General features: G+C 73.6%; 17 protein-coding genes and 2 pseudogenes. 9 read left to right on the top strand and 10 right to left on the bottom strand.

Annotated elements, in window-relative coordinates:
* Nucleotides 1–24: 24 nt before the first annotated feature.
* From ACFYWL_RS27390 to ACFYWL_RS27405, 4 genes are all read left to right on the top strand, one after another.
* Nucleotides 25–855, top strand: coding sequence for an alpha/beta fold hydrolase (locus ACFYWL_RS27390; RefSeq protein ID WP_386978312.1), 831 nt, complete (start codon nucleotides 25–27; stop codon nucleotides 853–855).
* Nucleotides 852–1,724: an aminoglycoside N(3)-acetyltransferase gene (locus ACFYWL_RS27395; RefSeq protein ID WP_386978315.1), complete on the top strand. Its 873-nt coding sequence runs from the start codon at nucleotides 852–854 to the stop codon at nucleotides 1,722–1,724. The genes ACFYWL_RS27390 and ACFYWL_RS27395 overlap by 4 nt, the downstream gene beginning before the upstream one ends.
* Complete coding sequence (locus tag ACFYWL_RS27400; RefSeq protein WP_386978318.1) at nucleotides 1,721–2,470, top strand: sugar isomerase domain-containing protein; 750 nt, start codon at nucleotides 1,721–1,723, stop codon at nucleotides 2,468–2,470. The genes ACFYWL_RS27395 and ACFYWL_RS27400 overlap by 4 nt, the downstream gene beginning before the upstream one ends.
* Nucleotides 2,471–2,612: 142 nt before the next feature.
* The gene (locus tag ACFYWL_RS27405) at nucleotides 2,613–3,116 is read left to right on the top strand and encodes a DUF6328 family protein (RefSeq protein ID WP_386978321.1); all 504 of its coding nucleotides are present in this window, start codon (nucleotides 2,613–2,615) and stop codon (nucleotides 3,114–3,116) included.
* A gap of 175 nt (nucleotides 3,117–3,291) precedes the next feature.
* Here the strand turns inward: ACFYWL_RS27405 and ACFYWL_RS27410 are convergent, their stop codons facing one another.
* Entirely contained in the window at nucleotides 3,292–3,459 is a 168-nt protein-coding gene (locus ACFYWL_RS27410) for a hypothetical protein (protein WP_278128709.1), read from the bottom strand.
* A 40-nt stretch (nucleotides 3,460–3,499) separates the two neighbouring features.
* Between ACFYWL_RS27410 and ACFYWL_RS27415 the strand changes: the two are divergent.
* Nucleotides 3,500–3,616, top strand: a pseudogene (locus tag ACFYWL_RS27415) (cellulose binding domain-containing protein); the annotation flags it as partial.
* A gap of 129 nt (nucleotides 3,617–3,745) precedes the next feature.
* Nucleotides 3,746–4,450: an SGNH/GDSL hydrolase family protein gene (locus ACFYWL_RS27420; RefSeq protein ID WP_386978387.1), complete on the top strand. Its 705-nt coding sequence runs from the start codon at nucleotides 3,746–3,748 to the stop codon at nucleotides 4,448–4,450.
* Between the two features lie 17 nt (nucleotides 4,451–4,467).
* Here the strand turns inward: ACFYWL_RS27420 and ACFYWL_RS27425 are convergent, their stop codons facing one another.
* The 9 genes and pseudogenes from ACFYWL_RS27425 to ACFYWL_RS27465 all read right to left on the bottom strand — a co-directional run bounded on the left by ACFYWL_RS27425 (nucleotide 4,468) and on the right by ACFYWL_RS27465 (nucleotide 10,544).
* Nucleotides 4,468–4,683: a cellulose binding domain-containing protein gene (locus tag ACFYWL_RS27425; RefSeq protein WP_386978325.1), complete on the bottom strand. Its 216-nt coding sequence runs from the start codon at nucleotides 4,681–4,683 to the stop codon at nucleotides 4,468–4,470.
* A gap of 122 nt (nucleotides 4,684–4,805) precedes the next feature.
* A pseudogene (locus tag ACFYWL_RS27430) lies at nucleotides 4,806–5,780 on the bottom strand (GDSL-type esterase/lipase family protein); the annotation flags it as partial.
* A gap of 412 nt (nucleotides 5,781–6,192) precedes the next feature.
* Nucleotides 6,193–6,798 (bottom strand): hypothetical protein, encoded by a 606-nt coding sequence (locus ACFYWL_RS27435; RefSeq protein WP_386978328.1) that lies wholly within the window; start codon nucleotides 6,796–6,798, stop codon nucleotides 6,193–6,195.
* A 48-nt stretch (nucleotides 6,799–6,846) separates the two neighbouring features.
* Entirely contained in the window at nucleotides 6,847–7,242 is a 396-nt protein-coding gene (locus ACFYWL_RS27440; RefSeq protein ID WP_386978331.1) for a Fur family transcriptional regulator, read from the bottom strand.
* Nucleotides 7,239–7,538 (bottom strand): ArsR/SmtB family transcription factor, encoded by a 300-nt coding sequence (locus tag ACFYWL_RS27445; RefSeq protein WP_386978335.1) that lies wholly within the window; start codon nucleotides 7,536–7,538, stop codon nucleotides 7,239–7,241. The genes ACFYWL_RS27440 and ACFYWL_RS27445 overlap by 4 nt, the downstream gene beginning before the upstream one ends.
* Before the next feature lie 43 nt (nucleotides 7,539–7,581).
* Nucleotides 7,582–8,448 carry a metal ABC transporter permease gene (locus ACFYWL_RS27450; protein WP_386978339.1) on the bottom strand — a complete coding sequence of 289 codons (867 nt, stop codon included), beginning with the start codon at nucleotides 8,446–8,448 and terminating at the stop codon, nucleotides 7,582–7,584.
* 2 nt (nucleotides 8,449–8,450) lie between these two features.
* The gene (locus ACFYWL_RS27455) at nucleotides 8,451–9,212 is read right to left on the bottom strand and encodes a metal ABC transporter ATP-binding protein (RefSeq protein WP_386978342.1); all 762 of its coding nucleotides are present in this window, start codon (nucleotides 9,210–9,212) and stop codon (nucleotides 8,451–8,453) included.
* Complete coding sequence (locus tag ACFYWL_RS27460) at nucleotides 9,209–10,174, bottom strand: metal ABC transporter substrate-binding protein (protein ID WP_386978390.1); 966 nt, start codon at nucleotides 10,172–10,174, stop codon at nucleotides 9,209–9,211. Before ACFYWL_RS27460 ends, ACFYWL_RS27455 begins: the two co-directional genes overlap by 4 nt.
* 112 nt (nucleotides 10,175–10,286) lie before the next feature.
* The gene (locus ACFYWL_RS27465) at nucleotides 10,287–10,544 is read right to left on the bottom strand and encodes a DUF6703 family protein (RefSeq protein ID WP_386978346.1); all 258 of its coding nucleotides are present in this window, start codon (nucleotides 10,542–10,544) and stop codon (nucleotides 10,287–10,289) included.
* Between the two features lie 51 nt (nucleotides 10,545–10,595).
* Here ACFYWL_RS27465 and ACFYWL_RS27470 point away from each other — a divergent pair, with 51 nt between their 5' ends.
* The 3 genes from ACFYWL_RS27470 to ACFYWL_RS27480 all read left to right on the top strand — a co-directional run bounded on the left by ACFYWL_RS27470 (nucleotide 10,596) and on the right by ACFYWL_RS27480 (nucleotide 13,037).
* Complete coding sequence (locus tag ACFYWL_RS27470; RefSeq protein WP_386978349.1) at nucleotides 10,596–10,937, top strand: antibiotic biosynthesis monooxygenase family protein; 342 nt, start codon at nucleotides 10,596–10,598, stop codon at nucleotides 10,935–10,937.
* Nucleotides 10,938–10,961: 24 nt separating this feature from the next.
* Nucleotides 10,962–11,537 (top strand): hypothetical protein, encoded by a 576-nt coding sequence (locus tag ACFYWL_RS27475; protein WP_386978352.1) that lies wholly within the window; start codon nucleotides 10,962–10,964, stop codon nucleotides 11,535–11,537.
* A gap of 120 nt (nucleotides 11,538–11,657) precedes the next feature.
* Nucleotides 11,658–13,037: a glycine--tRNA ligase gene (locus ACFYWL_RS27480; RefSeq protein ID WP_386978355.1), complete on the top strand. Its 1,380-nt coding sequence runs from the start codon at nucleotides 11,658–11,660 to the stop codon at nucleotides 13,035–13,037.
* Nucleotides 13,038–13,166: the final 129 nt, after the last annotated feature.

Consider the following 13,166-nt stretch of genomic DNA (forward strand, 5'->3'; position numbering starts at 1 on the left):
CCCGCCCTGGGTAGGCTGCCGATCATGCGGGTCGACGCGCGAGGGCTGACGTTCGAGGCGCGCACGGGCGGGCCGGCCGACGGCGCGCCGGTGCTGCTGCTGCACGGCTTCCCCCAGCACAGCGGCGAGTGGGACGAGGTCACGCCGGCGCTGCACGCCGCTGGGCTGCGCACGTACGCGCTCGACCAGCGCGGCTACTCGCCCGGTGCCCGGCCGGCGGCCGTCGAGGCGTACCGCATTCCGGAGCTGGTCGCCGACGCGGCGGCGGTGCTCGACGCGCTGGGCGTCGACGCGGCCCACGTGGTCGGGCACGACTGGGGCGCGATCGTCGCCTGGGGACTGGCCGCCGCCCACCCCGACCGGGTGCGCACCCTCACCGCCGTGTCGGTCCCGCACCCCGCCGCGATGGCGCACGCGCTGGCCACCGACGCCCGGCAGAAGGCCCGCTCGTCGTACATCGCGCTGTTCCGCAAGCCGGGCACGGCCGAGAAGGTGCTGCTGGCGTTCCGGGCCGCCGCCCTGCGCCGGCTGCTCGGCGGCGTGGGCGACGCCGACCGGGTCGCCCGGTACGCCGACCCGATGCGCGAACCGGGCGCGCTGACCGCTGCCCTGAACTGGTATCGCGCGATGTCCGGGAAGGACCTCGCGGCGGTCGGGCCGGTGCCGACGCCGACCACGTACGTGTGGAGCGACCGGGACACGGCGGTCGGCCGGGCCGCCGCCGGGGCCTGCGCCGCCCACGTCACCGGCGACTACCGCATGGTCACGCTGGCCGGGGTGTCGCACTGGATCCCCGACGAGGCGCCCGGCCCGCTGGCCGAGGCGATCCTGGCCCGCGTGGCCACGGCCCGATGACGCCGACGCCGGCCGCCCGGCCGCACACCCGCGCCTCGCTCGCCGCGCAGCTTGCCGACCTGGGGGTACGATCCGGCGCGGTCGTGCTCGTGCACGCCGGGCTGAAGGCGCTCGGGTTCGTCTGCGGCGGCGCGCAGGCGGTGGCCCTCGCCCTGCGCGACGTGCTCGGCGAGCGGGGCACGATCGTGGTGCCCACCCACACGCCGGAGAACAGCGACCCGGCCGGGTGGCGCAATCCGCCGGTGCCGGCGCACTGGTGGCCGGTGATCCGGGCCGAGACGCCCGGCTTCGACCCGGCGGTCACCCCGAGCCGGTTCATGGGTGCGCTGGCCGAGACCGTCCGGTGCTGGCCGGGGGCCCGGCGCAGCGACCACCCGCAGGTCTCCTTCGCCGCCCTCGGGCCCGCCGCCGGGCGGGTCGTGGCCGGGCACCGGCTGGCCGGCATGCTCGGCGACGACTCGCCGCTGGGCCGGCTCTACGACGCCGACGCCGACGTGCTGCTGCTCGGTGTCGGCCACGACTCGAACACGTCGCTGCATCTGGCCGAATACCGGCAGCCCGCCCCGCCCACGCGGCGGGAGGGCGCGGCGGTGCGCACCCCGGACGGCGGCCGGCGCTGGGCGTGGTGGGACGACGTCGTGCTCGACGAGAGCGACTTCCCCCGGCTCGGGGCGGCGCTGGAGGCGACCGGCGCGGTGCGGGTCGGCCCGGTCGGCGACGGGACGGCGCGGCTGATGCGCCAGCGGGCGGCGGTCGACTTCGCGGTGGACTGGCTGACCCGCAATCGGGCAACGGTGGCCGGCGGCCGGACAAGGACCGACGGGACCGGCGAGACGCCGGACGAAAGCCGGGGGACGGAGGAGGCATGACGGTCAGCGCCGAGGACTACCTGGCGGTGGTGACGGAGACGATCGGCCGGGTGTCGGCCAGCCAGCGGGAGGCGGTGGGCCGCGCAGCCGACCTGATCGCCGACGCGCTGCGCGCCGACGGGGTGGTCCACGCGTTCGGCACGGGCCACTCCGAGGCCCTCGCCATGGAGATCGCCGGCCGGGCCGGTGGCCTGGTGCCGACCAACCGGATCGCGCTGCGCGACGTGGTGCTGCGCGGCGGGGCGTCGGCCGACGTCCTGGGCCCGCTGCTGGAGCGGGACCCGGAGGTGGCCCACCGCCTCTACGAGCTGGCCCCGGTCCACCCGTCCGACGTGTTCGTGGTGGCCTCCAACTCCGGCGTCAACGGGGCGATCGTGGAGTTCGCGGCGCTGGTGACCGGGCGGGGGCACCGGCTGATCGCCGTCACGTCGGCGCAGCACTCGGCGCGGATGGCCTCCCGGCACCCGTCGGGGCGCAAGCTGGCCGACTTCGCCGACGTGGTGCTGGACAACGGCGCCCCGTACGGCGATGCGGCCCTGCCGCTGCCCGGCGGCGGCGCGGTGGGCGCGGTCTCCTCGATCACGGCGGCCCTGCTCGCGCAGCAGGTTACGGTCGAGGTGGTGGCCCGGCTGCTCGCGGCGGGGGAGCGGCCCCCGGTCTACCTGTCGGCCAACATCGCCGGCGGCGACGCGCACAACGACGCCCTGGAGGCCCGGTACGCGGGCCGGATCCGCCGGGGTTCCTGACCGCTTCCGACCGGGCCCGACCGCGCCCCCGTCCAGGGCGGGCACGGGCGTGAACGGGTTTCGCCGCCGAGCCGATCGGGCAATGGCGATGCTGCCGGCGGACCGCACCCGCCGGCATTACCGTCGCTCCCGGAGGTAGCACGTGTCCAAGGAAACCGAGCGGCAGCGCTGGCAGCGCAACTTCGCCGACCTGCTCCAGGAGCTGCGGGTCGCGCAGACCGGTGTGCAGATCCTCTTCGCGTTCCTGCTGACGCTGCCGTTCAGCAACGGTTTCACCCGGACCAGCGACTTCCAGAAGGACGTCTACATCGTCGCGCTGCTGTCGGCCGCCGCCGCCACCGCGATGATCATCTCTCCGGTGGCCTTCCACCGGGCGCTGTTCCGGCAGGGACGCAAGCCGGAGCTGGTCCGCTTCGCCCACCGGATGGCCAGCGGCGGGCTCGGGTTCATGCTCGTCTCGATGGTCAGCGCGGTCCTGCTGATCACCGACTTCGTGCTGGACCGGGGCATCGCCTTCGTGCTCACCGCGGCCACCGCCCTGTGGTTCCTGACCTTCTGGGTCTTCCTGCCGTTCGCCCGTCGCAACTGGGGCGAGGACGACATCGACGACGACGATGACGACCCGCAGACGCTGGCGGGCGACTGACCACGCCCGCTTCGACCAGCGGCGACGCGGTCGGAGCAAGGAAGGGCCCCTTGTTAACGCTTTCTGTATAGCAGGGGGCCCCTGCAAACCACGGGCCGGGCCAGCCGGGCCGCGCCAGGCCCGCCAGGCCCGCCGGGCCAGCCGGGCCGTGGGACGTGCCGGGGCGGGGCGGTGATCAGCGGGCGACCGCCCAGGCCAGGACGGCCGCCAGGATCAGCCCGTTGAGCAGCGCCAGCACCAGGTACGCCTGCGGCGGGATCTTGCGCCCCCGCTTGACGAAGCTGACCAGCACGGCGGCGTACGCCAGCAGCAGCACGGCGACGACGATCAGGAAGTAGAGCACCGCCCCACCCTAGACGAGCGGCCCGGCGGTCGGCCGGGCGGTCAGCGCCAGGGACGCCGGCTACAACGGCGTGATCGCCACCAACGCCAGCGTCGGCTTCGGCTTCAACGGCGCGTGGACCACGGCCAACCCGACGCCGACCGCGTTCTCGCTCAACGGGGCCCCGTGCACCGGCGCGCCCACCGCCACACCGTGCGCGCCGCCGTCGACCCCGTCGTCGCCGTCGGCCACCCCGTCCCGTACGCCGACCCCGACGCCCTCGACGCAGGCCCCCGTCACTGTCTGGCTGGCCGGCGACTCGACGGTCGCCAACCCGTCCTCCAGCGGGGCCTGCCCGGTCGGCTGGGGCAACCAGTTCGGCCAGTACCTCAACGCCAACGCGACCGTGGTGAACAGCGCCGTCGGCGGGCGCAGCATCCAGACCTGGCTGGACGACCCGAACGTCACCACCACGAAGAACTCGGCCGGCGAGTGCGTGGTCAGCCCGGAGACGTACTCGACCCGCTGGCAGGCCATGCTGAACTCCGGCACCGGGATGAAGGCCGGCGACTACCTGTTCATCCAGTTCGGCATCAACGACGGCGACCCCAACTGCAACCGGCACGTCGGCTCCGCCCGGTACAAGCAGCTGCTCGGCGTGATGGCCAACGCGGCCAAGCAGCGCGGCGCGCGCCCGGTCTTCCTCACGCCGGCCGCCGCGATCACCTGCTCGGGCGGCACCGCCGTCGGCAACCGCGGCTTCCTCACCGAGACGTTCGACGCGGGCGCGGCCAACAACGTGCCGGTCATCGACCTGCACCGGCTGAGCTACACGCTCTACAACCGGCTGGGGCTGTGCCCGAACAACGGCGACTACGGCTCAGGTGCGGTGGGCGCGTTCTTCTGCAACGACCACACTCACTTCGAGACGGCGGGGGCCCGGCAGATCGCCGGCGTGGTCGCCACCGCGCTGCGCGACCAGCAGATCGGTCTGGCGGCCTACCTGCGCTGACGGCGGGGTGCGACGGGTCAGGAGAGCGCGCAGGCGGTGCCGTTGAGGGTGAATGCGGTCGGCCGGTTGTTCGCGCCGGGGGCGTCGGCCAGGAAGCCGAAGCTCACCGTCGCGCCGGCCGCGATCGTGCCGTTCCAGCTCGCGTTGGTCGCCCGGACGGCGCCGCCGCTCTGCGTGTAGCTGGCGTTCCACGCCTGGCTGATCCGCTGGCCGTCGGCGAACGTCCACTGCACCGTCCAGCCGTCGACAGGCGCATCGGGGTGGTGGTGCCCAGCTTCGCGGCGACGACCGGGGCGAGCCGGGCCGCGATCGCCCGCTGCCCGGCGTCGTTCGGGTGCACCGAGTCGCTCAGCCCGTCGGCCGGCAGCCAGCCGGTCGTGTCCACGTAGAACACGTTGCGGTCCCCGCCGCCGGTCACCGCCGCGACGGCGGCGGCGGTCTCCGCGGCGTACCGGCCGCTGAAGGTACGCAGCGCGAAGATCGCCGCGTGCGGGTACTTGCCCCGCACGGTACGGATGAACGTGGCGTACTGGCTCTGGAAGTCCGCCCCGCTCACCCCGTGGCCGCGGTCGTTGGTGCCCAGGTTGATCACGACGGCGTCGGCCTGGTAGCGGCTGAAGTCCCAGGCCACGCTGACGCAGCCGTCGGCGGTGGCCACCAGGCAGCCGCCGCCGTAGCCGAGCTGGGTGTGCTCGGTGCCGAGCTGCTCGCCGGTCAGCCAGCCGTACGCGGTCAGCGCCACCCGCGACGACGTGGTGCCGAGCGTGATGGAGTCGCCGACGAACTCGATCAGCCGGGGCCGCACCGGGGTCGGCAGGGTGGTCGCGCCGGGGTCGAGGGTCAGCCCCTGGAACACCGCGTCCCCGGTGTACGAGCCGCCCACCACCCGGTACGACACCAGCAGCGTGTGGTTGCCGGCGCGCAGCGGCGTCGGGGTCAGGTTGACGGTGCCGCTGACGTTGGTCAGGTAGGTGAAGTCGGCCCCGTCGATGCTGTAGTAGAGGTCGATGGTGCGGCGTTGCCGCAGCTTGACGGTGGTGCCGGGAACCCGGTCCTCAGGTAGGCCCCGGCCCAGTTCGGCACGTACGCGGTGCTGTTGCTCCTGTCCCAGCGGCCGACGAACGCGATGTTCGGGTCCGTGGGCGAGCCGTCTCCGGTCGCCGCCCGGGCCGGTGGCAGCCCGAGGAGCGGGGCGGCGAGCATCGCCACCAGGCCGACGACGCCGGCCGCGACGATCGACCGCCTGCGAGACACGGACATGGGTCGCTCCCTCTCGGCACCCAGCACCGACGTGGGGCAGGCATCCCAAGGCGCGTATATCGATGCACATCTAATCCCCTTCCTCTGGTGCGCACAACCGCGGCGGACGCGACGGTCGTGGCGGCGCTCGCGGGTTGGCCCACGTGATGGTCGCCCTGCGTCACGATCGTGGCTCCTTCGAGGTCGCCGGCCGGTCTAACCCTGCGTTACGGCCCTGCCGCACCCGACACGTCTCTTCGCTCCCTTTGCTCTGCACCCATCCACGCAGCACCCGCGTTGAGCAGCCGGTCTGCAAGATAGCGGGCCATGTCTAGGGGGCGGCGTGCGATTGCGCTGCGTGACCGCTGCGTATGTGGGTGCAGAGCAAAGGGGGTGGAGGGGGTGGCGGCGTCGGGGCGACGAGTCACTTGGCGTCACGTGCCGCCGGGCGTCGGCGCAGCGGGGCAGGCGCGCCGGTCCGCCCGACAGGCCCGACAGGCCGGTCAGCGGCCCGTTCGCAGGCCGAGTCGGCGCAGCTCCAGCGCGGCGAGCGCGTCGACGGTGGCGTCGTCGCCGCGCCGCCACGCCTCGGCCACGTCCGGGGCGATCCGCGCCAGCTTGCCCAGCGGCTGCCCGGCCAGCGCCCGCAGGGCCAGCAGGTCCCGGCCGGCGGGGGCGGCGGCCAGCGCCTTCGCCGAGGCGGCCCGGCGCATCCAGCGCAGCCGTAGCGGCAGCCAGCCGAACAGCACCAGGCCGAGCGGGAAGACCAGCACGGCGATGCTGAGCGCCAGCGCGAGTTGGCCGACCAACTCCTGCTGGTCGCGGCCCGCCTCGGCGACGGCCCGGGCCGCGTCGGCGGCCTTCGTGAACGGGGCGGTCAGATCGTCGCCGACCAGCGGCACCCGGCCGACCTTGCCGCCGGCCTCGGCCAGGTTGTCGGCCAGTCCGCCGCCGGCCCCCTCCAGCTTCTGCCCGGGTACGGCAAGCTTCTCCACCAGGTCGTGCACCCAGAACGCGAAGCGGATCGCGGCGTACACCCAGGCGAGGACGAGCAGGTCGGTGAGCAACTGACGGGCGGCGGTCGGGAAGCGATCGGCGTAGATTTTCACGCCGCACAGCGTGCCACGGCCGCCCCGGCTCGGCACGGGTCGGAATTGTCAGCCGGCGCAGGCCGGGCAGGTGCCGAAGATCTCCAGGGTGTGGCTGACGTCGGCGTACCCGTGCTGCGCCGCCACCCGCTCCGCCCAGGTCTCCACGGTCGGCCCGGCGACCTCGACCGTGCGCCCGCAGACCCGGCAGACCAGGTGGTGGTGGTGGCCCTCGCTGCACCGCCGGTAGAGGTGCTCGCCGCCCGGCGGGCGCATCACGTCGATCTCGCCCGCGTCGGCCAGCCCCTGGAGGGTGCGGTAGACGGTGGTCAGCCCCACCCGTTCGCCGCGCTCGCGGAGCATGGCGTGCAGGTCCTGCGCGCTGTGGAAGCCCTCCACCTCGGCCAGCAGCGCGCTCACCGCGGAGCGTTGCCGGGTGTTCCGGACGGCGGTGCCCTCGCTCATGATGCCTCCCCGGCATGACTGACCGCGTCGGCCACGATGTGCGCGACGTGCTCGTCGACCAACGCGTACGCGATCTCGCGGCCACGCCGGGAGCCCCGGACCACGCCGGCCCCGCGCAGCACCCGCAGGTGTTGGGAGACCAGCGGCTGGGCGGCCCCGAGCTTCTCCACCAGCTCGTGCACGCACCGTTCACCCTGCGCCAGCTCGCTCACGATCGCCAGCCGGATGGGGGCCGAGAGCGCGCGCAGCAGCTCACCGGCGCCCTCGTAGACCTCGTACCCTGATCCGCTGGTCACTGGACAACGGTAACCAATACCGCCGACACGCCGGGGCGCAGGATCAACGAAGCACCACCTCGTGGGGCTCCGGTGCCGGTGCGCCGGCCTCCGCGCGCCGCCGGCGCAGCGCCCGCCAGGCCGCCGCGGCGACCGCGACGACGAGGAAGGAGGCGATCGCCAGCAGCACCACGGACGCCCCGGGCGCGGTGTCGGCGTTGGCGGCCACCCAGACGCCGGAGCCGGCGGCGAACAGCCCGAGCGCCATGGCCGCCGTCATCGTGGCGCGGAACCCCCGGGTGACCTGCTGGGCGGTGGCCACCGGGACCACCATCAGCGCGCTGATCAGCAGCACCCCCACGGCCCGCATGGCGATCGTCACGGTGACCGCCGTGCCGATCGCCAGCAGCAGGTTCAGCGCCCGCACCGGCAGGCCGGCGACCCGGGCGTACTCCTCGTCGTGGCAGACCGCGAACAGCGCCGGGCGCAGCGCCAGCATGGTGACCAGGATCGCCGCCCCGAGCACCACGATGGTCGTCAGGTCCTGCGGCGAGATGGTGGTCAGCGACCCGAAGAGGTAGGCGTTGAGGTTGGCGCTGGTGGCGTCGGAGAGCCCCACCAGCATCACCCCGCCGGCGATGCCGCCGTAGAACAGCAGCGCCAGCGCGAGGTCGCCGGAGGTGCGGCCCCGGGCCCGGACCAGCTCGATGGCGACCGCGCCGAGGGTCGCCACGACCACCGCCACCAGCACGGGGGAGCGGTTGAGCAGCAGCCCCGCGCCGACCCCGGTGAGCGCCACGTGCCCCACCCCGTCGCCGATCAACGCCAGCCGGCGCTGCACCAGGTAGATGCCGAGCGCCGGGGCGGCCAGGCCGATGACCAGCGCGCCGATGAGGGCCCGCTGCATGTACGGGTACTGGAAAAGCTCCATGCTCAACTGCTCCACAGCCCTGCGGGCTCGTCGGGTGCGTGCGGGTGCACGTGGTCGTGGTCGGGGTCGGCGTGGTGCCCGGCCGGTTCGGGGACCGCCCCGTCGTGCGCGATCCCGCCGTGGTGCACCACCACGGCGCGGCTGATCAGCGGTCGCAGCGGCCCCAGCTCGTGGGCGACCAGCAGCACCGTCCCGCCGCCGTCGAGGAAGCCACGCAGCGCCCCCGCGAACGCCTCCTGGCTGGCCGCGTCGACCCCGGCGGTCGGCTCGTCGAGGACCAGCAGCTCCGGCTCGCCGGCCAGCGCCCGGGCGATCAGGGTGCGCTGCTGCTGGCCGCCGGAGAGGGTGGCCACCGGGTCGCCGGCCCGGTCGGCCAGGCCCACCGACGCCAGCGCGGCGTCGACGGCCGCCCGGTCGGCCCGCCCCGGCGGGCGCAGCACCCCCCGGCGGGCGAGCCGGCCGGAGGCGACCACCTCGCGGACCGTGGCGGGGACGCCGCCGCCCGCGCCGAGCCGCTGCGGGACGTACCCGATGCGTTTCCACTGCCGGAACCGGCGCAGCGGGGTGCCGAACAGCGAGACGGACCCGGCGTGCAGCGGGACCAGCCCGAGCACCGCGCGGATCAGGGTGGACTTGCCGGAGCCGTTGGCGCCGAGAACGGCGACGACCTCGCCGGCGTCGACGACGAGGGAGACGTCCCGCAGCACGGGGCGGCCGTCGTAGCCGACCACCCCGTGTGCGACGGTGATGACAGATTCGGTCACGAGCAGCTCAACGCCGTCCTCAGGGTCTGCAGGTTGGTGCGCATCACCGAAAGGTAGTCCTGCCCGCCGCCGTCGGCCGACAGCCCCTCCAGCGGGTCGAGCACCGCGGTCTTCGCGCCGACCTCGCGGGCGATGGTCTCGGCGACCTTCGGGCTGACCAGGGTCTCGAAGAAGATCGTGGTGGCGCCGTGCTCCCGGGCCTCCTCGGCCACCTCGGCGAGGCGCTGCGGGGAGGGCTCGGTCTCCGGGGTGAGCCCGGTGATGCCGACCTGTTCGAGCTGGTAGCGCTCGGCCAGGTAGCCGAACGCGGTGTGGCTGACCACGATCTCCCGCCGCTGGCAGCTCTTCAGCCCGGCGGCGAACTCGGCGTCCAGCTTCTCCAGCTCGGCGCGCAGGGTCTTCGCCCGCGCGGTGTAGTCGGCGGCGCGCTCCGGGTCGGCCCTGCCGAGCCGCTCGGCGAGCTGGTCGGCGACGCCGGCCAGCCGGGTCGGGTCGAGCCACAGGTGCGGGTCCCTGCCGCCGTTGCCCTTCTCGTCGGCGTGCTCCTCCTGGCCCGCGCCCTCACCCTCGTGGTCGTGCCCGCCGGCGCTCGCGGCCAGCAGCGGCTGCACCCCGGCCACGTCGAAGGCCCGGTCGCCGCCGCTCTGCGCGATCGCCTCGTCCACGGCCGGCTGGAAGCCCTTGAGGTAGACGACCAGTTCGGCCTGGTTGACCTCGCCGACCTGGCTCGGGGTGAGCTCCAGGTCGTGCGGCTCGGCGCCGGGCTTGGTCAGGTTGGTGACCCGGACCGCGTCGCCGCCGACCCGCTCGGCGACGAACTGGAGCGGGTAGAAGGCGGCGGCCACGTCGACCCGCTGCGGGTCGACGCCGGCCGTGCCGTCGTCGGAGCAGGCGGTGGCGGCGCCGAGCGCGACCAGGGCGGTCGCGGCGGCCAGGACACGTACGGTGGGGCGGCGGAGCATCATGCCCCCAACTCTCCGCGACAACGAAATTGATTGTCAAAAACGCATGCTTGCATGCGAGCGGCCTATCTGCTAATGCCGCCCGCCTGGGCGGCTCAGCGCAGCTTCGGGTTCAGAGCAGCTTCGCCAGCGCCACGGCCACCAACAGGGTCAGCATCACCAGCCGGATCACCCGGGTCGCCGGGGACTGCACCGGCCAGGTGGTGACCAGCAGCGCCACCAGCGCGGCGGCGAGCGCCAGCAGCAGCGCCCCGCCGAGCACCCCCGGTGCGAACAGTCCCACCAGCACCAGCACCAGGGTCGCCAGGAAGACCGTCGTCGGGTTCGCCCGGGCCAGCCGGAGCGGCAGGGAGCGCTGCGTACGCTGCATCCCACAGACTTTACGAGGCTCACCCCCACCGGCCCTACGAGGAGGACCCGGGTGCTGGTCACCAACCGGTTCGTGGTCGACGAGGACGTCGCCCCCGCCTTCACCGAACGCGCGCACGCCGCCCTCGCCGCGCTCGCCGCCCGCCCCGGCTACCTGCGCGGGGAGCTGCTGCGGGCCCTCGACGACACCCGCCACTGGTGCCTGGTCACCGAGTGGGAGTCCGTCGGGACGTACCGGCGGGCGCTCGGCGGGTTCGACGTGAAGGTGCACGCCACGCCGCTGCTGGCCGAGTCGCTGGACGAGCCGTCCGCGTACGAGACCCTGGCCGGCGCGGCCCCCGGCGGGGCCGTGGAGGTCAACCCCAGTGATCGGGCCGCTGATCCGCTGCGCTGAGCCGCCGGGCACTACCCTGCACCTATGACCGCACCCGGACCGTCCGGTCCACCCCCGTACCCCGTGGCGCCCGGGCCCGGCGGCCCGCCGGCCCCCGGCGTGCCGCCGACGCCTGCGGAGCCGCAGGTCCCCGCGCCCCCGGCGGGCCCCGGGGTGGTCCCGCCGTTCGCGGCGCCCCCCACCGAGGGGCGCGGCGCCCGCCTGTGGCTCGGCCTCGGCGCGGGGGCGCTCGCCGTGCTGATCTGCTGCGGCGGGGGCGGCACGGCGGTGGTGGGTCTCGCGGTCAGCAACGTGCAGGCGGTACGCGAGCAGGGCCGCTCGGTGACCGACGACTACTACCGGGGGCTGGTCGAGCGCAAGTACGAGCAGTCGTACGACGCGCTCTGCGACGACGCGCAGCGGCGCGAGTCCCGGCAGGAGTTCGAGCGCCGGGTCGCCGCCGAGCCGCAGATCGACTCGTACCGGGTGGGCGACGTCGACACCGTCAACCTCACCGTGCCGGTCTCGGTCACCTTCAGCGGCGGCGACCGGGGCGACCAGGAGGTCACCCTCGCCCCCGACGAGCAGACCGGCGCCATGGAGGTCTGCGGGGTGAGCTGACCGGCGTCCCCGGTATTCTGCTGGGCCCGGGGCCCCCGCGGTCGTACCGTGGGTCCCGAACCGACCGTTCCATCCACCGCGCGCCCCCGCCGGCCGCCAGCCGGCGTAGGAGGAAACAACATGCCAGCCGACCGTATCGACGCCGTCGTCAGCCTCGCCAAGCGCCGGGGCTTCGTCTTCCCCTCCAGCGAGATCTACGGGGGCACCCGGTCGGCGTGGGACTACGGCCCGCTCGGCGTGGAGCTGAAGGAGAACGTCCGCCGGCAGTGGTGGCGGACCATGGTCCAGCAGCGCGACGACGTCGTCGGCCTGGACTCGGCGGTCATCCTGGCCCGCAAGGTCTGGGAGGCCAGCGGCCACATCGCCGAGTTCGTCGACCCGCTCACCGAGTGTCAGTCCTGCCACAAGCGGTTCCGCGCCGACCACCTGGAGGAGGCGTACGAGGCCAAGCACGGCAAGCCGCTGACCTCGCTGACGGAGCTGAACTGCCCCAACTGCGGCAACAAGGGCACCTTCACCGAGCCGAAGATGTTCAACGGCCTGATGAAGACCTACCTCGGCCCGGTGGAGAGCGACGAGGGCTTGCACTACCTGCGCCCGGAGACCGCCCAGGGCATCTTCGTCAACTACAAGAACGTCGAGACGGTCGCCCGCAAGAAGCCCCCGTTCGGCATCGCGCAGACCGGCAAGTCGTTCCGCAACGAGATCACCCCGGGCAACTTCATCTTCCGCACCCGCGAGTTCGAGCAGATGGAGATGGAGTTCTTCGTCGAGCCGGGCACCGACGAGCAGTGGCACGAGTACTGGCTGCAGGAGCGCTGGAACTGGTACCTCGACCTCGGCCTGTCGGAGGAGAACCTGCGCTTCTACGAGCACCCCAAGGAGAAGCTCTCCCACTACTCGAAGCGCACCGTCGACATCGAGTACAGGTTCCAGTTCGGCGGCAGCGAGTTCGCCGAGCTGGAGGGCATCGCCAACCGCACCGACTTCGACCTGTCCACGCACAGCAAGCACTCCGGCGTCGACCTGTCGTACTTCGACCAGGCCAAGGGCGAGCGCTGGATCCCGTACGTGATCGAGCCGGCCGCCGGCCTCACCCGCGCGGTGCTGGCGTTCCTGCTGGAGGCGTACGACGAGGACGAGGCCCCGAACACCAAGGGCGGGGTGGACAAGCGCACCGTCATGCGCTTCGACCCGCGCCTGGCCCCGGTGAAGGTGGCCGTGCTGCCGCTGTCGCGCAACGAGGCGCTCTCGCCGAAGGCCAAGCAGCTCGCCGCCGACCTGCGCAAGCGCTGGGTGGTGGAGTTCGACGACTCGCAGGCCATCGGCCGCCGCTACCGCCGCCAGGACGAGATCGGCACCCCGTTCTGCGTCACGGTCGACTTCGACACCCTCGACGACAACGCGGTGACGGTGCGCAACCGGGACACCATGGCCCAGGAGCGCATCGGCCTGGACCAGGTGGAGCGCTACCTGATCGAGCGCCTCCCCGGCTGCTGACGGTGTAAGGAAGGGCCCCTTCTTAACGCATACGGGGCGGTTTCTGGGGGTCCTCGCAACACCTGATGGCTTATGTGGTTGTCAGTAGATCACGTAGGCGCTCGGCTGGGTTGTCCCAGCCGAGCGTCT

The sequence above is a fragment of the Micromonospora sp. NPDC002575 genome (assembly GCF_042889525.1).
GTDB lineage: Bacteria > Actinomycetota > Actinomycetes > Mycobacteriales > Micromonosporaceae > Micromonospora > Micromonospora carbonacea.